The organism is Burkholderia sp. 22088 (assembly GCF_052045915.1).
Classification (GTDB): domain Bacteria; phylum Pseudomonadota; class Gammaproteobacteria; order Burkholderiales; family Burkholderiaceae; genus Burkholderia; species Burkholderia cepacia.
The window spans coordinates 147,831-167,065 of record NZ_JBQEPY010000014.1 but is presented as its reverse complement, the minus strand read 5'-3'; the positions used below and the strand labels follow the sequence as shown (position 1 = coordinate 167,065).

At 62.1% G+C, this 19,235-nt stretch carries 13 protein-coding genes; 4 read left to right on the top strand and 9 right to left on the bottom strand.

What is annotated here, in order from left to right:
* Positions 1-50 precede the first annotated feature (50 nt).
* Positions 51-563 (bottom strand): replication initiation protein, encoded by a 513-nt coding sequence (locus ACTJLD_RS26030; protein WP_151062588.1) that lies wholly within the window; start codon positions 561-563, stop codon positions 51-53.
* Positions 491-8,725, bottom strand: a complete 8,235-nt coding sequence (locus ACTJLD_RS26025; protein ID WP_151062589.1) for a beta strand repeat-containing protein — start codon at positions 8,723-8,725, stop codon at positions 491-493. The genes ACTJLD_RS26030 and ACTJLD_RS26025 overlap by 73 nt, the downstream gene beginning before the upstream one ends.
* Positions 8,726-9,266: 541 nt before the next feature.
* On the opposite strand from ACTJLD_RS26025, the gene ACTJLD_RS26020 reads away from it, so the two are divergent.
* The 4 genes from ACTJLD_RS26020 (at position 9,267) to ACTJLD_RS26005 (ending at position 11,690) form a co-directional block, all read left to right on the top strand.
* Positions 9,267-9,560: an H-NS histone family protein gene (locus ACTJLD_RS26020; RefSeq protein ID WP_151062590.1), complete on the top strand. Its 294-nt coding sequence runs from the start codon at positions 9,267-9,269 to the stop codon at positions 9,558-9,560.
* A gap of 107 nt (positions 9,561-9,667) precedes the next feature.
* On the top strand, positions 9,668-10,060 hold the full coding sequence (locus ACTJLD_RS26015; protein ID WP_151062591.1) for a DUF2471 family protein: 393 nt from the start codon (positions 9,668-9,670) through the stop codon (positions 10,058-10,060).
* A 149-nt stretch (positions 10,061-10,209) separates the two neighbouring features.
* Positions 10,210-11,139, top strand: coding sequence for a tyrosine-type recombinase/integrase (locus ACTJLD_RS26010; RefSeq protein WP_151062592.1), 930 nt, complete (start codon positions 10,210-10,212; stop codon positions 11,137-11,139).
* A gap of 71 nt (positions 11,140-11,210) precedes the next feature.
* Positions 11,211-11,690: a hypothetical protein gene (locus ACTJLD_RS26005; protein WP_151062593.1), complete on the top strand. Its 480-nt coding sequence runs from the start codon at positions 11,211-11,213 to the stop codon at positions 11,688-11,690.
* A 131-nt stretch (positions 11,691-11,821) separates the two neighbouring features.
* Here ACTJLD_RS26005 and ACTJLD_RS26000 read toward each other — a convergent pair whose 3' ends face one another.
* From ACTJLD_RS26000 to ACTJLD_RS25970, 7 genes are all read right to left on the bottom strand, one after another.
* Positions 11,822-13,624 (bottom strand): phosphoadenosine phosphosulfate reductase domain-containing protein, encoded by a 1,803-nt coding sequence (locus tag ACTJLD_RS26000; RefSeq protein ID WP_151062594.1) that lies wholly within the window; start codon positions 13,622-13,624, stop codon positions 11,822-11,824.
* Between the two features lie 72 nt (positions 13,625-13,696).
* Positions 13,697-14,260 carry a phospholipase D family protein gene (locus ACTJLD_RS25995; RefSeq protein ID WP_151062595.1) on the bottom strand — a complete coding sequence of 188 codons (564 nt, stop codon included), beginning with the start codon at positions 14,258-14,260 and terminating at the stop codon, positions 13,697-13,699.
* A gap of 67 nt (positions 14,261-14,327) precedes the next feature.
* On the bottom strand, positions 14,328-14,525 hold the full coding sequence (locus tag ACTJLD_RS25990) for a hypothetical protein (protein WP_151062596.1): 198 nt from the start codon (positions 14,523-14,525) through the stop codon (positions 14,328-14,330).
* Positions 14,526-14,547: 22 nt separating this feature from the next.
* Positions 14,548-14,724: a hypothetical protein gene (locus ACTJLD_RS25985; protein WP_170297403.1), complete on the bottom strand. Its 177-nt coding sequence runs from the start codon at positions 14,722-14,724 to the stop codon at positions 14,548-14,550.
* An 80-nt stretch (positions 14,725-14,804) separates the two neighbouring features.
* Positions 14,805-17,126, bottom strand: a complete 2,322-nt coding sequence (locus ACTJLD_RS25980; protein WP_151062597.1) for an SMC family ATPase — start codon at positions 17,124-17,126, stop codon at positions 14,805-14,807.
* Positions 17,114-17,638, bottom strand: coding sequence for a hypothetical protein (locus tag ACTJLD_RS25975; RefSeq protein ID WP_151062598.1), 525 nt, complete (start codon positions 17,636-17,638; stop codon positions 17,114-17,116). Before ACTJLD_RS25975 ends, ACTJLD_RS25980 begins: the two co-directional genes overlap by 13 nt.
* A 192-nt stretch (positions 17,639-17,830) precedes the next feature.
* Positions 17,831-19,195 carry a metallophosphoesterase family protein gene (locus tag ACTJLD_RS25970; protein WP_151062599.1) on the bottom strand — a complete coding sequence of 455 codons (1,365 nt, stop codon included), beginning with the start codon at positions 19,193-19,195 and terminating at the stop codon, positions 17,831-17,833.
* Positions 19,196-19,235: the final 40 nt, after the last annotated feature.

The window sequence follows — 19,235 nt, the reverse complement described above, 5'->3', positions numbered from 1 at the left end:
ATGACGAAATAATTGCTCTCCATACTCGCCTATTGGTATTTCCGAACTTGTCAATGTTCGACTGAGCACAACTTCCGAAGTGTTAAAAGATCGTCGGTCGCGGCATGGGCCTCATAGAGCGCCTCGCAAAAACCGCCGATGCTTGATGCACCAAGCGCGTATGAGACTGCCGAGGCCGCTCGCGCTTTGCGAAACCACGACATGGCCTCTCCCGCGTCATCTAATCCATCATGTTGCTCGACAATTTCAAAATACTTTTCATCGAAATAGGACGCGTCGTCGGCAATTGCTTGCAGCTCGTTCGTTGTCGCCTGATACGACGGATCGGAAAGAAATCGCAACCAGCCTCCACTCATAGAGTCTGTGATACCGGCAGAGCGGCATGCCCACTCTGCTGCACGACAAGCCATTGCCTTCTGCTGTACGGAAGACAGGGTCTTGGCGAGGACAACAAGGTCCGGCGCTACTGAGTTCAATCTTTCGCATGAAGTCATTTTGGACCCTTCAAAGGTGTTGCTGGAACGGCGTTTGCACCATTGATCGCTGCGGCGCAGTTTGTACATATCGGACGACCTGCTCCTACGGTTTGAACCGTATATCCATTCTGAGCAGCCCAAGAGGTGATGTCAGCTTCTGCATGGCCTGTTCCCTTAATGATGACTTCACCAGGCTTCAGGCTAACGCCCGGACGAAGATATCCGTTGGGTTCGCTGGTTGAAACGACAATTACCTGGTTGCCGCTCGGATCTAACACGACGCCTACACCCATTGTTACGCGACCTTGGGAGCCCGCGGGCAATTGTGACTGCAGCTGCGCAGCGCGGCCAGCAGCGTACGCTTGTGCATCCGAAAGGGACATTCTGCCACCGGCTGTACCCGCAGCTATCGGACCGTTACCGGTCGTGATTGCTTCTGGTCCAGCGCCCGGTTGTGGACCGGCGGCCTCGGCCGGGTTAGGCGGAAGGATGCTGACCGTCTCTTTTCCAGCGTCGACGTGCATGCCGGGCTCGCCGCCGTTCGTGTCAAAACTGGATGGTGTCTTAATGTGCCCTGCAGCGTTGTTTAGTGCCTCATTCTGCGCAGCCGTCGCACCGGCCATTGCGTTCTGACCGGACAGTCCCGCGAGCCCGCCACCGGTCCACGTCGAAATTGCCGCCAACATTGCCATCTGGCCCTGATCCAGCGGCACACCGCTCGGATCGAGCATCCCGATGACCTGCTGCGACAACACTGCGCTCGTAGCCCCACCAATCGCACCGCCACCACACCCTTGACCAGTTGCAGCACCGGCCGCGCAGCCGAGCGCGGCATGCGCGGCCACGTACGCCGCACCAGTCAGCGTGCCATCCTGATTCAGGTTGCCGATCGTGTAGGCAATGGACGCCGCAGCATTGGTCGCTGCGCTGTTGCGCAGGTTCGTCAGGAAGCTCCCACCCTGCAAGGCCGTCTGGACCGTCGCTTGAAGCACCGACTCCGCGGCGATCGCGGTAATCGTCGTTGGAAGCGAGCCGGTCGCCGCGCCCGCCTGCGGCACCAGCGTATTCCCCACCGTCTGGACGCCAGCCAAAGCAGCAAGACTGTTGTTCGACGCCGCCCACGACCACCCCGCCGCGCCATTGCTGAACGTGATGCCGTTCGTCAGCCCTGCCGTCAGCGCCGCCGCACCGGCCGTCGTGAGCAGTGATCCGAGGTTGAACGAGCCGCCACTGTTCAGTTGGCTCATCGTGCTGTTCATCATGCCGGCGAAGCCCGCCGACAGTGCCGCGTTTGCCGTACCGGCGCCCAGGGAGCCCGCGGTCGTTCCGGCCGCCGCAAACGCCGAACCCGATCCGGCCGACGCCCCTGCTGCTGCACCAATCGCCCCGGATGCAGCCATCCCGCCCATGATCGACAATCCAACGATCACGCCGGTCATGAAGATCTGGTCGAACCATGAATCGCCGTCGACTGCCTCGGTATTCAGGTGATCGGTCACGGTCGACTGGCTGAACTGCCCGCCAAGCTGCGCCTTCAGGTTGGACAGCATCTGCTGCGTCGCCGCCTGATTCACGCTGCCGTCGGCACTGGTCTGCTGCAATGCCCCGCCGATCTGGTTCAGGCTCTGCACGTTCAGGTCGTAGTTCGCGGCCGACATGAATCCGCCCTGTTGCGCGACAGTGCCAGTCGTGCGCAGGAACACGCCTTCGTCCCCGAACTGGTAGATCTCTCCGATATTCGTCGAACGCTGTTCGTTCGTGAGACTGCCGGTGTTGACCGTCAGGTTTTGCGCCGTCACGGAACCGGTATTGAGGATGCTGTTCGCGTAGTTCAGTGCGACATTCGTCCCCGTGATTTCGCCGTCCGCGTTCACGACCGCGTAGTTTTTCGGCAGCAGAACCTCGGGCATCAATGCCTGCACCGTCGGGCAGGCGGCGCCACCCGATGCCTGACACCCCGGTTCCGGCACCGCCTGCTGGACATACCAGAGCATCGGCGCATTGATCTGCGCGAGCTGGGCGTCGCTCAGTTGCGTGCCGAGCGCGATATTGTTCTGCTTCGCGTACTCAAGCGCCGCGCCATACAGCGCTGCCTTGTCCTGATTGTTGATCGACGCCTGGCTCGTGCTGTCGGTCGCGCTCGGGGTGCTGTAGAAGCTGCTCTTGCCGGTCGCTTGCAGCGCGGCCTGCTGGATCTGCTGGTTCTCCGTATACGGGTCGTAGTAGAACGGCACGCTGCCGGGCTGCAGGTTAGCCGGCAGGTTCGCAATCAGCGATGCAGACGAGAGCGAGTCGACTACCTGGGCGGCCGGATTGCTCGTCAAGTACGACACCGTCACGGTTTGACCGGACACCGTCTTGACGGTCGTGGCGGTCGGCGTATTCACGCCCGTCACAATCGGCGCCGTCGGCTTGCCCACCGTTTGTGCGCCGATCGGCGTATTGGGCGGCAGAGCCGCCATGCCGGTGACCGACGTCGGCCGCCCGTCCTGATTCGTCACCAGTCCGGCCTGGTTCACGGCGGCCGTCATCGAAGGCGGCAGCGTCGGCGGAGCCAGCGAAATCACCTGCCCCGACACGACAGGCGGCGGCGTAAACACGTTCGGGTTCGTGATCCCGTTGACGAGCGTCGAACCCGTCAGCGTGATCGATTGACCGATCACGTTACCGGTATTGGTCAGCGTCGGCGAGTGGACGCTCAGGTTGCCCGCCTGAATCGTTCCCGGCACGAAATCCTTCATGCCGACGTTCGATGGAAGTCCCGACGCCGTTTGCGTATCGCCCTGACTGAACGCGCTGCCGTACAGATTCTGGCAGTCCGCGGCCATGCCGAGACAACCCCACGTGCGGGTCGCGCCCGGATTGCCGGTCCAGAATGCGTGCAGGTATTGGTTGTCGCTCGACGCGCTCGTCGATGCATTGATCGTCGCGTTGTTCAATGCAGTTACCAGACTGCCCGTATTGCTGAACGTCCCTGCCGAGATCGAAAGATTGTTGTTGGCCGTGATCGTCGATGGATTGGCCGCTTGCACCTGGATATAGGCTTCGCAGTTCTGTCCGCAGCCCGTATACGGAGACGCAGTCCCATAGTTCTGGTGAACCGCGACCGGTGCGGCGATCGTGTTAGTCACGCTCGCCGCATTGATCTGCACGTTGTTGCCAGCCTCGATCGCGGCCGACGTGTTCGTCACGCTCGTAGCCTGCGTCGGATTGGCTGCGGTCGTACCTGCGCCGCCGATCACGACATCGTTTCTCGCGACCAGATTGCCGTAAGTATTGGCGACCTGGTTCGCGGCAATCACGATGTCGTGGCCGGCGGTGACGTTGCTGTTGGTTTGCTGATAGCTGTACGTTTCCGAGTTCGGGTTGGTCGTGTTCAGCGAACTGCAACCCGCGTTCGAGACTCCCGACGCACATCCCGCCGTCACGGCCTTCGATCCTACATTAGAGCCTTGGTTCGTAAAGCTTGCCGCCTGAATGTTGACGTCGTTGCCCGCCGCCAAGGTGCCGGTGTTGGTCAGATTGCCGCCCGACAGATTCAGGTTGTTGCCGGCGATGACCTGCCCGACGGCGCCTTGTTTGGTCACGCTGGAGGTGACGGTTTCCAACTGCACGGTGCCGGGCGCGCTGATGGTGTACGTGGCAGGCGGCGTCGGCGGACCAACCGCGCAATATCCACCCTCGCACTGGTAAGTGCCACTCGGATTGGCCGTGCCCGCTACGCCAATCGGTGCGGTCTTCTGCAAAGCCTGCAACGATGTCAGGAATGCGTTCAGCGATGCCGAATCGACGGAATCCGTGACCGTCGAGGTGAAGCTCGAACCCCCGTTCTGGAGTTGCTGCACGTTCACGTTGGCGTCATGGCCCGCGCTGACGACGCCGCTTTGGTTGTTGAGCGTATTGGCGGTCAAGGTGAGATCGTGGCCAGCCGCGATAGTCGATGGCGTTACCGTTGCACCGGTCGACGTCGTGGTCTCGGTAACAGTCGGCAAGGTCAGCGTCTGTACTGTCGTTGCGCCCGAGATCGGTGTCGAGGGCGGCACGACGACCCAGATGGCGCCTTTGGGCGCATTACTCGTCGGCACCAGAGCGAACTGGATCGGACCCGAGCTCGCGACCGGCGACGACGGATCGCCCCATCCCTGATAGATCAGCCGGACGCTGGATAGCGACCATACGGTCTGTTTGGTCGGCTGCTCGCCGCCGGGTGAAAGGAGCCCGCCCAGTGTTGCCGGCAGATTCGCCTGCCCGAGCATGAACGTCCCACCATCCTTGCCGACGTTGTAGATTGCATAGACCAGTTCAGAGCCGATCGGCGTGGCCATTAGCAGGCCCGGATTGTCGACCGTCTTCGTGGTCGTGGTCGTCGTGACAACGGACGCTGCGGAGTTATTGACGTTGTTGGCGGTCAGCGACAGGTCGTTGGTCGCCGTCAGCGTGCCGCCGGCATTCCCGAGATCCCCCGACAGGTTGATCGTCGCGTTGCCGCTGCCTGCAGGGCTGTTTGTATTTCCGGCGCGGGTCGTACCGCCAGAGTTGTCGTAGCTTGCCCCGGTGATCGCGAGCGTATTGGCGGCCTGAACCGTACCCGCGTTCGATCCCGAGCCGTTCAGCGTCAAGGCATTGTTGGCGGTCACCGTGCCTGTGGCTGCATTCGCCAGCGACCCGTTGATCGTCAGGTCGTTGCCGTTGATGGCGCCGGTGTTGCCCACGGCACCATTCAGCGTCAACGAGCCCGCGCCCTGGTTGATCGTGCCGGCGTTATTGATTCCCTGCGCAGCCGATACCGTTACAGTCGTACCCGGCAGAGTCCAGGTGCCCGAATTGTTGACCGATTGCGCGGACAGGTTCAGGCCGTAGCCGCCATTGATCGTCCCGTAACTGGCGGCCGACGGATCAAGCGCTTGATTCGGCAAAGCGAGCGTCGCGATGTTCTGCGCCAGAATTTTGCCGTTCGTATTGTCGAAGGATCCGTTGCCGCCCGTGACCGTCACGGTGGTATTGCCAGTCGCCGCGGTCGAATTATTGACGTCGCCCGCGAAGATGAGACCCGCGTTGCTCAGACTACTCGTCGTCAGGTTCAGCGCGTTCGTCGCCATCAAGGCGCCGGTATTAGTCGTCGCGTTGCTGACGTTGAAATTCGCCGTCGGCGCGTAGATCGAACCGCCGTTGCTCAGATCCGCGGCGTTGAAGGTCGCCGACTTCAGCGATGACAAGCTCCCTGAGTTCGTGACCGTCGAGCCCGACACGTTCAGGTTGCCTCCGGCCATCTGCGTGCCGACGTTCGATACGGTGCCGCCATTCAGGCTCGTGTCGCCCTTGAACGCGGCCGTGCCGCCTGTCGTGACGCTCTGTGAACCCGTGATTTGCGTGGTGCCGCCGACCACTGCGTTCGCGGTCGTGACGTTCGCCCCGCTCAGGGTCGCGTTGCCGTTCACCGACAGGGCCGGTGCTTGCGCGTCGAATGCTGCGTTGAGCTGGCCCGCCGACGTATCAAGATTGCTCGTCGCCGTGGCTGTCAGATTGCCGCCGATCGACACGCCTTGCGTCGTGATGTTCGCCGCCGTCAGCGTCCCATCCTTCGAGACGGTCGTCTGGCCGTTCAGCGTCAGGTTTTGGCCCGCATTCAGGCTCGCGTTCCCGGCTGTCGAGATGGGTCCGGAGGCCGTCACATTGCCGCCCTTGGCGTTCACGCTCAGGTCGCCGAGGCTCGTTACACTGCCTTGCGTCGTAACGTCGGTACCCGTGGTAATGGTTGTCGCGCCGCCGGACAGCGCGTTACCCGCGAGCGTCGCGCTTCCGTTTGTCGCCGTCAGCGTGGTCGTACCGACCGCCGTTGTCGCGCCGACGCTCAGATTATTCGCAGCCGTAGCGTTGAGATTGTTCCCCGTCCGAATCGCACCGCTGATGCCGACGTTGTTTCCTGCATTCAACGTTGTGTCATTCGCGACATTGACCGCGCCCGTACCGTTGATATCGCGGCCGGCCGAAACGGTTGCATTGCCGGTGTTGTTCACCGACAGACCGCCGTTCAGATTCGCATCGCGACCCGCCGAGATCGTCGTGCTTTGGCCCGTCTGCACCGTGCCCGCGACGGTCGCGTCCTGCGCTGCGGCGATGTTCACCGTGCCCGGCGTCGATACTGCCCCGGCGACCGAGACGCTGCCCGCGCTCGAGCCGATCGACGCGTTTCCACCGCTATAGACCGTACCGCCCAGATTGACGCTCTGCTGCCCGGTCGCGTTCAATCCACCGAGCGACACGACATTGCCGGTCGTACTCAGGGTCCCGCCATTCGCGGTGAGCGTCATGTCGCCGACAGACGCGGCGTTGCCGTTCACTTGCGTGTTGCCGCCCGACGTCACGCTCAGCTTGTCGCCGCTCGTGACGTCGCCACCCAACGTCGAATTCTGTCCCGATTGAATCGTTACCGCACCCGGTGCCGTCACTGTCCCGCCGAATTCAGCGTTCGTACCCGCCTTCGCGGCGATCGTGGTGCCGCTTTGCACGGCGCCGTTCAGGCCGATCGCCTGCCCGGCGTTCAGTGTGACCGCGCCTTGCGACGACGAAACCTTGCCTTGCCCGGAGATCGAGCCAGCTTGCGCGGCGATCGACACTGCGCCTTGCGCCTGCGTCGTACCGTCAATCGTCGCGTCTTGACCGGCCGTCACGGTCGCCGCTCCGTTCGATTGCAGATTGCCGCTCACGGCGGCCGACCCTGTCATCGCGGTGAGATTCGTATCGCCGACGGACGTGACCGCGCCGTTCACGGTCGCATTGCGCGCCCCCGCCAGCGCGACCGTGCTGCCGCCCTGTACCGCCCCTTTCACAGTCAGATCACGTCCAGCCCGCGCCGAGATCGTACCCGGCGCGCTCAGCCCGCCGACCGTCAGACCTCCGTTCGTCGTCTGCAGCGCAATATCGTGAGCCGACAGGGAGTCGATCGCCATCGACTCGCCGGCCGTAAGATTGGCCGAGCCATTTGCGGCAACCGACGCAGCAGTCAGGTTCCGACCGGCGGTCATCGACACGCTTTGTCCGGCCGACACGGCCCCCGGCGCAGTGATGTCGCCGTTCGCCGCAACCGTATAGTTTTGGTTCGCGAGGCCGGTACCGCTGATCGTCGTGTTGTCCGCGCTCGTCAAATTGACGTTCTGACTGGCAAACGTTTGACCGACCGTGACGTCGCCGTTTGAATTCACGACCACGTTCCCTGCCGTCGCGGTCAACGAGCCTTGCATGTTCGCGCCAAGGCCGGCTGCTGTCTGGACGATGTAGACCTGGCCAGCGGTGACCGATCCGAACTGGCTTGCATCGATCGCCAAACCGTTTGCAGTTTGGATTGCCGTGACATTGTTCGGCAGACCGTTGGCTGCGGTACCGTATGCAGTGCCGGTATTGCCCGTCGTGGTCGGCGTGACGAGCTGGTTGCCCGTCACGACGTTGATGCGCTGATCCGCACGGATCGGCGCCGCCAGCGTGACGGTTTGCCCGATGAGGTCAATATTCCCGACGGTCCCTTCGATCCCGGCTCCCGGACCGTTCACCCCTGCCGGCCCGTTGATCGAAATGTTGCCTGATCGAACGTCGTACGCGACCGCGCCGGCGTGCGCGAAATCGGTTGGAGCACCACCGACGCCCGTGATGAACTGCGGCGTGCCCGTGGTCAGCGTGAGATTCGGGATGTTCGTGAGCGACAGTCCGTTTGCGGATATCCCGCCCGGAGCCGCGATCACGATCGGTGCAGCAGCGCCGAAGGTCTCGAGCGGCCCGTTCAAGACCGCAATATTGTTCGACGTGACCTGGTTGATAATCAACGACGCTGGCCGGCCGTTCAGATTCGGATTCGCGCCAAGCGAGCCGCCGAGCAGCGGAGTCCCTGCAATCGTGCTGTTGTTCAGCACGAGGCCTTCAGGTCCCACATTGAACGACTGATACTGTCCGAGACTCACGCCGTTGGAATTCGGCGCAGGGATATTGATAGCAGGGACACCCGCGCTAGTCGCGGTGACCGTTGGCTGAAACGGAATCGGCGCCCGCGGATCGATGATCGGCGCAGCATGTGCTGTTTGGTCGACCAAAAGCATCGCGGGGCTGAGATACATCACGACCGACATGACCCATGCGGTCGCCTTGATCCAAAGGGCGTGCTCTTCGCTGTTCAGCGAAGGTTGACCGAAGACAATTTTCTGTTTGGCCGTTCCCCGTTGAACGTGCCGAGCTTCTATTTCGCGCATCAGTCGGCGCATGGTTGGTCTCACTCGGAATTTTCAGCGGATGTTCGCACAGCCGAAACCGAAAGATGGTCAACAATTGTCATGCCCCGTCTTGCTGTCGGGAACACGGTTACAAACAGCCTTCATGCTGATTCGAATATCAAAATATCAACGATGGCTTACTGTGACCAATATAAAAATAAATAAATGTTTTTGAGATTTATTTAATCAAAAAGACCCCCGTTCCCGGTCGACAGACCGCAGAGTCATGCCTGATAGGGCTTTGGCTCCGAGGGTGGCGACGGGCGCATCAACTACACGTGTGCACCAGGGTCGAATAGAAATGTCAAAAATCGTTTCTTAAAAACTTAAATCCGATCGATGAATACCTCCCGATCGGGAGGGAATAGCCGGTCGCAACGAGACATAACGCGGTCAAACGACACCAGCTGGCTCACAAGCCACCTGCGATTTTTACGAGGGAGCGTGTTGTGTTCTGTCGACGCGGACTTGACTTTCGTTCGAAGTCGGTAAGGTAGTCGATACCAATTTCTCAACCACGAATGGAGAAAGCATGTCGACATACCACGAACTTCTCGCAAAGCGCGCGGCACTCGAAGCGGAAATCGACGCCGCAAAAGGGGCTGCGCGGGAGACAGCTTTGAAAGAGGTGCGCCAACTCGTGAGCGAATTCGATCTCAGCGCCCGGGAGGTCTACGGGGCGCGCGCAACCCGCAAGCGCGGCCGCGTCGAAGCGAAGTATCGCCATCCCGACACCGGCGCGACCTGGAGCGGTCGGGGCCGCCCGCCGGCATGGATTGACGGCAAAGACCGCACGCCCTTCGAAATCCAGCACAGCGCCGCCTAGTCTTGAAATCTCGCAGAACACTGGATACATTTACAGTGTGCCAGGCGCAGCAGCCACTCGCAATTTGCCAAGTGGCTGGCTGCTGCTCCCTTGTCTCGCCGACTACTATGAACCTCGCCCCGACTGTTGATTGCCACGATGCCGAGCTCGATCCGATTCGGTACGGGTATGCGCTCGAGTCCGCAACGCAAGATCTGCGACGCATTGCGACGTCGCTCGCAGCTCGCTACATCAGCGCCGGCCTTGCGCACGCTTTGAGCTGGCCGCTATTGCTCGAGATCGAAGAGCAGGCATTCTCCGATTTGGCCTTTCAGAGCCGCAACGATCCAGCGATCGTCGGCGCACTGCCGCGCATCGGGCCGGCGACGCTGCCGGGCGTCGATTTCAGCGGTCTCATCGACTGGAGCCAGTCCTATCCATCGCTGCCAATCGTCTATCAGTGCGTCCGCGAGCTTCTGGTCGATGCCCCCAAGTTCGAGCGCAGTGAGGAAGCTGCGTGAGCGACGTAACCCGTGGGCTCGACGAGCGGCGTGCCGATGCCCACGTCCGAAACCGGATGAAGGGGCGCCCCACCCTTCTGCAGGCACAGGACGCGAATCGTAGATTCGCGCCATGCTTGGGGTAGCCAATATTCAGTATATAAGATCGAATGGACGAACCGACTCTCTGGCTGTCGGCACCGACCGAGGCCTATCAGCAGTGGCAACGCACGGAAGCCGCCGGCGCCGATCGGCGCGCGTTCTCGCCGCGGTCGATCGTCCAACACGAAGCGATGTTCGAACGCTTCATGCGCCACCTCGCCGCCGCTCACCTGTCGCTGGCCAACTTCGGGCCCGACCACCTCGAATCGTTCTTCGCTGACCTAGATCGCCGGTGCAAGCCCGGCACCACGACACGTCTGCGGTACCAGAAGCTCCTCGACCGGCTCGGGCGGCACCTCGTCGACGTCGGCGTGCGCAAGACCAATCCAGCTGCCGCATACACGCTGATGCAGACGTGGCCGGAGGACGAGCCCGTCCCGGTGTACCTTCTGGAAGCCGATGATCATCGACTGCAGGCGTCGATCCGGGCCATCGACGGGCTCGACGACCGCGCGTTGCGCAACCGAGCCATCGTTGGCTTGTTGCTCTCGACCGGCATCACCGCGCAGGAATTTCGACAGGCGAGCGCCGTCGACCTCGACCTGTCGCCGGCGCGGCCGTACCTCCTTGTACCGAAGCGCGGCCCGCGCGAGGCACGTCGCATCAACGTTGACGAGTTTGCGGAACCCGCGCTCGCGCGATGGCGAAATCTGGCTGCGGCTGCAGACAGCCCTCTGCTGTTCCCGTCCCCCCGTGCAGGCGGCCCAATGACCGACGAAATGCTCGGCCGCATCGTTCGAGACGAGCTCCTCGCGATCGACGTTCGACTCCCTGATATGAGCCCACGTACCCTGCGAAACACGTTCGCGAGGCGCCTGCTCCTCGCCGGCAGAAGCAACGACGACGTCATGCATCTCTTGGGCCTGACAAGCCAGCGCACTGTGATCCGCATTCGGGCGACGATCCCGAGCGGGCCTCAAGCTACACCTCAGACTTGACTTCCTCCCCGCCTCGATAGCCTGAAAAAGCCAGCAAGGTCGCTGGCTTTCTTGCTATTGGAGCATTCAATATGGACTACGTATCGCATTACACGGACCTCGTCTACTTCGCCAGCGGTGGCATTTCCGTCTGCCGCTACCGGATGCTCGCGCTCGCGTCGGAACCGAAGCGGCTCGTCATTCAGGTCGAGAACCACGGCGGCCACAAGGACATCCTGATCACCGATCACATCGTGCGCGACGGAGTCCTCAACCGAATCGCCGATCGCGACTTAACGGGGGTTCCGTTCGACATGCTTTGCGTCGCGTTGACCGAGGCCGGCCAACATCACATCGTCTTCGTCGAGGCCGATCTCGAGGACTACATTCATCGCGGGTATCCGTATGAGCGATCCGCTCAGCCGGCCGCACGTGGCCGACATATCGAGCGCATCTCGATCAATTCCCGTGACCTGGTGGTCGGCCGGGCCCGCCTGCAGACCGCGCATGCGACTCCTACGCTCGCAGCAGACAGTCTAGCGGCCATCCTCGACCGGCCGACGTCCGCGTAAACCGCCAATACGCCGACGAGTAAGCTCGTCTGGCCATCACATCCTGGGTCCGATCGACAACAACAACGGGAGCAACGGGCAAAAACAAACCCGGTGCAGACGCACCGGGTTTGGTTCCAAAATTCCGGACTTCAAGCCGCCTGCGAAAACAGATCGACAGGCGCCAGGTTCAGCATCGTGAGGTGCTCCGTGTTCGATATCGCGCGGTCGACGAGAAACCGATCGAGCTCAGCCGGCGTCAGGTTGTGCCGTTCGGCGAGATGCGCGAAGTACTGGCCACGCTTGGCCATCTCCTGATACCGGCCCGCCATACCGGCCGGAAGCCTCAGAATGCCTTCGTTGAGCCAGAACCGTGCCGACTCCATCCCCGAGTGTTGCTGCGCCTTCACGGACCAGCAAGCGTCGAAGCTGCAGGTGACGAACGCACACGCTGCCTCGACGTGCACTTCGAACTGGTCGCTCTCTTCGAAATAGACGATCTGCTCACCGGACCTCGTGCGCGCATATCGGCTCGCTCGCTCCGGATGGAGGTAGCGATTCCACTGTTCCGCGGCATAGTCGCGAAGTCCGTCTGTGGGCACCTCGGCATCGTACGCGCCGACAAAGAACCACCCATGATGCGGGATGTCGATCTTCGGCAGTGGGTCCACCACCGGCACGTAGTAGCGCCGTCCGAGCCGATGGACGTCGAACCAGACCGACAGCGCCGGAAACGCATGCGGCGCGTAGTGGTGCATCGAGAGATAGAAGTCGATCGCCACCAGCTGCGCCGGCGTGATCATCTCGAACTGCACGTCGCAAAGCGCGCGATTTTCCGGAGTGTCAGGTATTTCGCCCATGGCCAGTGCGCCCTCATGCCGCTCAGCGCGCTCGACCTCAAGCGCGTCAAGCGTTAGCAGGTACTGCAGCAACCGAACGCGCTCCAAGTACGACAGAACGTCCGGCTTGACCGCCAGATACCCGGCGTCACTCAGCTTCCGGCCTACAAGTTCGCGACGGCCAAGATCCCATTGCACGGCCATCAGGTAGTTGCGGAACCGATTCAAGCCCTCCAGATGACGGTGGCCAGCTTCCTTCACCATCGACTCCATCGAGCGATCGCGCTCGCCGGTCACGCAACAAAACGCGCACCCGAATCGCGAACCGCACGCGGCACGCGCGCCGCCCTCTCCCAGAATCACACCACATGTCCCCTCGTTCCCAGCTCGGTATAGATCCGACAGACGCCGGATTGACTGGCTGGACACGGGTGACGGAAAGGGGCGGTCTGAATCCTCCGCGAATAGCGAGAGCATCGTCCATACGCAGTCCGTGGACCACTCGGCGATCGGAGAAAAAGTAAGAAATCCGTCCGCGTTCCTGACGGGTCTTCGCGCATTCTCGTTGCGAGCGGCCATGGCCGCCGCGCGACTGCCGCTCTCTCCGAACCGGTTGCCGAGGATGGTAACGACTTCGCTACTTCCGCCGGCGGCCGCAGAACGTTCGAGCGTGACGCGCAGGCGGTTCTGCGGGTCGACCTTCCAATCCGCCGCACAGGCACGTATCCGCTTTCCGTTCTTCACCCCATTTTCCGGGGTACGGGGAAGCGTGCCACGCCCGATCGTTGCGACGACAAATTGCGACGCCAATGATGGCTTCGCTACGTGCACCGATACCGACGTGCCAGCGGCCGCAAAGGCGTCGCGGATCTCATCCAGCATGGCCTGAAGGTGCCAGTGCATGCTGGGATTTTCGATCGTCGTGTCGGCGCTCGTCACAAAGTGCTCGCGCGACACCTCCGCACCAGCGCGCCGCACCGCCTCCAGCATAAGGATCGCCGTGCAGGTCGAGTCCTTGCCGCCGCTCAGCGCGTTCGAGAGCGTGAATCCCTGTTGAATCAGCGCGACGAGCGCGTCGATTGCCGACTCCATCTTCACCAAAATTTCCGAGAACATATACTGCTCCTATGGCGCAGGAACAGCCCCACGCGGGAGCCGTTCCCGCGCGGGTTGAGAGAAAAGAAACAATCAGGGTGCGCGATACACTTCGCCGCGCGCCGACACCACTTCCCAGTTTTTCAGATACGCATCGGCGACACGCGTATCGCCGCGCAACACGATGACGTTCTCTGCGTTGTACCGCGCCGCCTGCTGCGAGTAGTTGTAGCTGCCCGTCTCGACGGTCTCGCCGTCGACAATGAGGTACTTCGAGTGCTGTGCTGGAAAGACGCTCACAAGTCGTACCGGAATGCCGGCGTAAGCGAGAGCACCGAGCGCAGCGCGAGCGCGGCCGCTACGGTCCTCTTCGAAGTTGCTGCGCGCGTCGACGGTGACCGCCACGTCAACGCCGCGGTGCTTCGCGGTGATGAGCGCGCGCGTCACCGCCGGAGCGGTGAACGAGTACGCCAGCACGCGAATCGATTGGCGCGCATGCCCGATGGTGCGAAGCACAAGGCTTTCGGCTCCGCCATCCGGCGAGAACGCTACTTCGACCGTCGGCAGCGTCTCCGCTTGCGCGCGCCCGGCAAACGCGATCGCAACACAACAGCACAGCGATGCCACGAGTACTGCCCAAGAAATTTGCTTCTTCATCGGAGCCTCCAATAGTGGATACGGAAAAGCCCCGGTCTCTTCCGAGAGCGGGCCGACGTTCAGGGGTTTAGATGCAGGGCTTATGCTGCCCTGCAGGAAAGGTATGGACTTGGCCATCCTTGCAGATGACCGCATCCGTTCTCATGTGCGGCCGCTTAGCTACGGCGGCCTGCGTGGAGACCGCATAGCGGTACATAGGCGCCGACTGCTGCGCACCGCCGTGCATCGCGATCAACAGCATCACCAGGTTCGTCATCCCGTTCATCAAACGCTCCTCCGTCGGCGAATCAGGACACGACGACGGCAGTCGTGGCCACCGTCACCCAGCGCCCGTTCACCAGCACGTCGCGCAGTCGCGAGCCGTTCAGCTCGTACACGTGCTCCGTACCGATGCGAATGGGTTTCGGCCGGATCGAGACCGTCAAGGTTCGGACCAGCTCAGCAGATCTGGACTTCAGTTTCATTGCGTTCCTCGTAAAGAAAAAGGGCGAGGAACGCCCCTGCGGGGAACGTTCCCCGCCAGGGTTAAAAAATGTGTGCCGCACTACCTCGCGAGTGCGGCCACGTCGATGACCGCATCAGCCTCGGCAATCAAGTCCGGCGTTTGCGAAATGAAAAACTCCCGTGCATACCCGCCCTGACGCAGAACCTCGCGTTTCATGCGCATGAATTGCACCTTCCGATCAGGGTCAAGTGGACCATCCGACTCGTCGCTGAACAGTGACTCGTACGGCTGGCCCGCGTTACCCGCGATATACAGGGCAACGCCGCGGGTCAGGCACTCGTTGATCCAGACCTTCTGACCGCCGGACATCACGCCGACTGCCTTGCTGCTGTCGCTATCGGCGTCGTGCACGAGGATTTCAAATCCCTCGCGCGTTTCACCATTGGCCAACGTCCGCTGCGTCTGGATCTCGACCGTGAACCGCGTGCCATAGCACGCGAGCAGCAGGTCATTCACCGTCTGCGTGAGTGCCGGCCCAGCGTCGTCGATCGTCAGCGCGATCACGCCGTCATTGCCGAGGCCCTTCGCGAGCAACTTCCACTGCGCGACCTCGTCCGAGATGCGCTCAGCGAATGCTTGCGTCGCCGAGAAGCCCTCTAGCTCGCGCTCGAGTGCCGCCAACGTCGTTTCGCAGGTGGCCTGTGTGCGGATCAAAGCTTCGATCCGAGCGTCCATCGCGGTACAGACGTCACGACGGGCAACCAGCTGTCGATCGACCTCCACAATCGCCTGCGTCACATCGACAGCAGCCAGGCGCGAGACCTCCGCGTCGACGTCACGCAACAACCCAGTGAGCCGCGTCGATTCCGTCTCCCGACGTTTTGACGCCTCGCTTCGCTCAACATCGAGCGATTCGAGTTCGCCTTGGGCCTTCGTCAGCCCGGCCTCCGCCGCGTCGAGCAATCGCTTTCGCGCAGCAAGATCGGTCGCACGTTGAAGGGCCTGACGCGCGCCCGTGAGTTCCGTGTTCACCTGCTGGAGCTCGGTCCGCTTGGCCAACAGCGCTTCTACCGACGGTGCGAGTTCCTTCAACTCCGTCTGGTGTTGCCGATAGCGCGCGCGCAAGTCTTTAAGCGAGGCGGTCTGGACGTCGACTTGTTGGGCCGCATTCCTCGCTTGCGCGAGCAAGGGGCACATCGCATGGATATCCATCCCTGCACACGGCACCGATCCGATCACTGATGATTGTTCGGTCAAGGTTCGAATCAGGTCAGATTTCGCCGTACCCTGCGATTCCAACCCGGAGAGCGTCGACTCGACCGAGGCAACCCGCAATCGCTTCGCATCAAGCTGTTCGATTGCACGCTGCAACGGTTCGATCAATGCCTCGGCCTTCGCGACACGAAGTTGGGCTTCATCTCGAGCGGCCGCAGCGCCACGGATCTGCTCTGCCTGCCGGACAACCGCTACATGACCCGCGATCGTCTCCCTTAGCGCCGAAGCGCGTTGGTCGAAGCGCTTGTCGTCGGCCTGCTTGTCACGCTCCAACGTCTGGAGCGATGCCTGCAGCTGGCTACGCCGCACACCGAGTTCACCTATGCGCGCCACAGTGCTCGCGTTCTCGCCCTGCTTGGCAACGAGCACCGCGTGCTGTTGCGTCAGCGTGGCAATCTCCGCTTGCGCAGCCGTACGCTTCTCGCGCGCCGCCGCGATATCTGCCGCAGCCGTCGCGAGCGCCTTGCGCGTCTCGTCAACACGCTCGCGCTTCCCGGAGAATGCAGCGAGCTCCTGTTGCACGACACCGAGTTTCCGCGAAAGCTCCTTCGCGACATCAGCAGCCTTGGTCGACAGTGCGCGGAGGTGATCGATCTTCAGCAGCTCCGCGAGGAGCCCCTTGATCTCGGTCGCACCGTAGGACGCGAGTGGCCGACGGTTCTGCGCCGAGAACACGCTCGTGAAGAACGACTCGAGGGAGCCGCAGATCGCGTCAACGCAGCGGTCGTAGGTCTCACCCTTGCCGTCCGACACCGTGCCATCCGGCAGCGATACCGGACGCCACTCGCCGTCCATCGAGCGATAGAACAGGAAGTAGTCCGCCTTGCCGGTCTTGCCTGGCTTGCGAAACACAAAGGTCGACCGATAGCGCAAGCCATCGTGCTCCCATTCGAACTCCTTGCGTGCCTGCACCCCGCAGACGTGATCCCAGTACGAGAACGCATCGACCGAGAGCTTCGACGCGCGCGACGGCATGATCCGGTATGGGTGCAGGTTGTCCATGATCGTCGTCTTGCCCGCGCCATTCGGCCCGGTCAACGCGATCAACCCGGTCGGCAACGACTCCAGATCGAGTTCCACGCTGTCGCGCTTCATCCCGTCCCGGACGCCATAGAACCCTTCAAGCAACAGTCTCAGTGGTCGCATGACTGGATCTCCGAAAGAGAGATGGGCTGCAGATACTCGTCCGGCAGGAAGAACGGGACATCGTCGTCATCGACCGGAAGCGTCGGTTCGGGCCGGGATGCCGGCTTCGCCAACGTACCGTCAACGGCGGCCTGCACCGTTCCACAGAGACGGCTGAACGCGTCCGACGTCTGCTTGAGCATCGAATCCCAGTTGGAACAACCGGTGAGAATCTGCAGCTCGCGGCCGGACCACTGGCCCGAGTACCCAGCGTCGAAGGACCACAGGAGGTTTTGCAGCTCGACGCCTGGCGTGACCACGATCTCGGCCTCGTCGGCGTCAACCACGTGGGCCAACACCAACATGCCGTCGCGTTGAGCAATGACCGCGCCCCGTTGGGTGCCGAACGGTTGGTGAAAGAGTGCTGCCGTGCACCCGCCGTGATCGACGAGAAGCTTCTGCAGCGATTTGGCGTCGGTAGACGCAGTGAAGGACTGGGCCCAACGGACGCCAGCAGGATAGAGACCAAACATGAGCACACTCCGGATTTGAGACGGAGTGCGCCCTTGCCGGGGACACGCCCCGTCAGGGTAGAAAGAAATGGATGCAGCGACGCTGCCTTCGATGCGCGAACAGGCGCGGGGTGAACCTCGTTTCGATAGCCACACGGGCTATCGGAACACGGCTAGTGTTCGAAAGGGACGGAGAGCCGTCGATGAGCGGCACTACGCCGCGAACAGGTCATCAGTGAGCCAAGACGGTTCGTCAGCGGCTGCCACTGCATCGGAGCTCGCGGCGGCCGTCGTGGGCAACATGACCGACGCAGCACCCGACGGGCACGGCTGATCGGTTGTTGACGCGCTGTCGCCAGCTAACCGCGCCAGGATCGAATCGGCGATTGCATTCGGATCTCCGGTCTCGAGCAATTGCAACCGATCAGCCAACGGTGAAGCGTTGACTTCGGCCAGCTCACACCAACGGCTCAGCTTCGCTTCAACCGTCGGCGCAGTGCTGATGCCTTCTGCCCGGCTGCGCATCACGGGAAGTACCCGCGGCTCAAGCTTCACGCCGGCGGCCGTCGAGAACATCGCTTCGATCGCCTTGCGGTCGACCAACTGCTTATGCTCTTCGTCGATTTGCCAGCGAATGCGCACGAACTTGCCGGCCGATGCTGCTGCGAGCGCTTGCAGCGCGTCCGTGTCAGGAGGCCCGTCAAACGCGACGGAGACCATTTCACGAGACGGCGTCGGAATCAGCAGGGCCCGAGCATCAACGTTCGACACATCCCACGACAGATAGCCCTTGTCGCCGAGCTCGCCGTAGTGGAAACGACCGATGGAACCGGGATAACCCACCAAGCGCCCCTCACGCTCCCACGTCTGATACTTGTGGATATGGCCAAGCATGAACGCAGAGCATTCCGCCGCAAACAGCGCTCCGAGGCTGAATTCGTGATCGAACCCCGCCATCGTGACGCCATGCTCCGTTTGACAGCCGTTCACGGTGCCATGCGACACACCGACGGTCGGGACACCCGCCGCCCGAAACGCCGCGTTAATCCGCCCGGCAGCGGTCAAGAACCCCGCGAGCGTATCCGCAAGATCCGTCGACGCCGCCAGCGCACCGACGCGCAGTGCCAGATCCGCTTTGTTCATCGTCGGGAGGCAGGTGAAGATCACCTCCGGCTCGCATTCCAGATGATGCCGAATCTCCTCGTCATCGAAAACCGCCCCACGCGAGAACCAGAAGTTACCGTCGTAGAGCGCCACCTGACATACCCGATCCGCTATGGCAACCGGATAACGTGCTCCCATCAGCGCGAAGTTGTCCAGCGTGCCCGGCGGCTCGTGCGAGAACGTGCCCTGCAGCATAAGCACCGGCATCGCTTGCGCGAGTCGGTGGACCTGCCTGGCGAGCGCATTCAGCGCCGGCGAGTGCGCGTCGAGACGATGGTCAGTCGAGTCGCCGCTGATCACCGCTGCAGCGGCGTCGCGCGCAATTGCGTCACCCACCGCATGCGAGAAGCACCGGTCCGCCTCGTCGAGGTTTCCCGGCGAGTAATGCAGGTCAGAAAAATGCGCGATCTTCATCAACGCCTCCAGAAAAAGAAATGGCCGCCCCAGGGCAGCC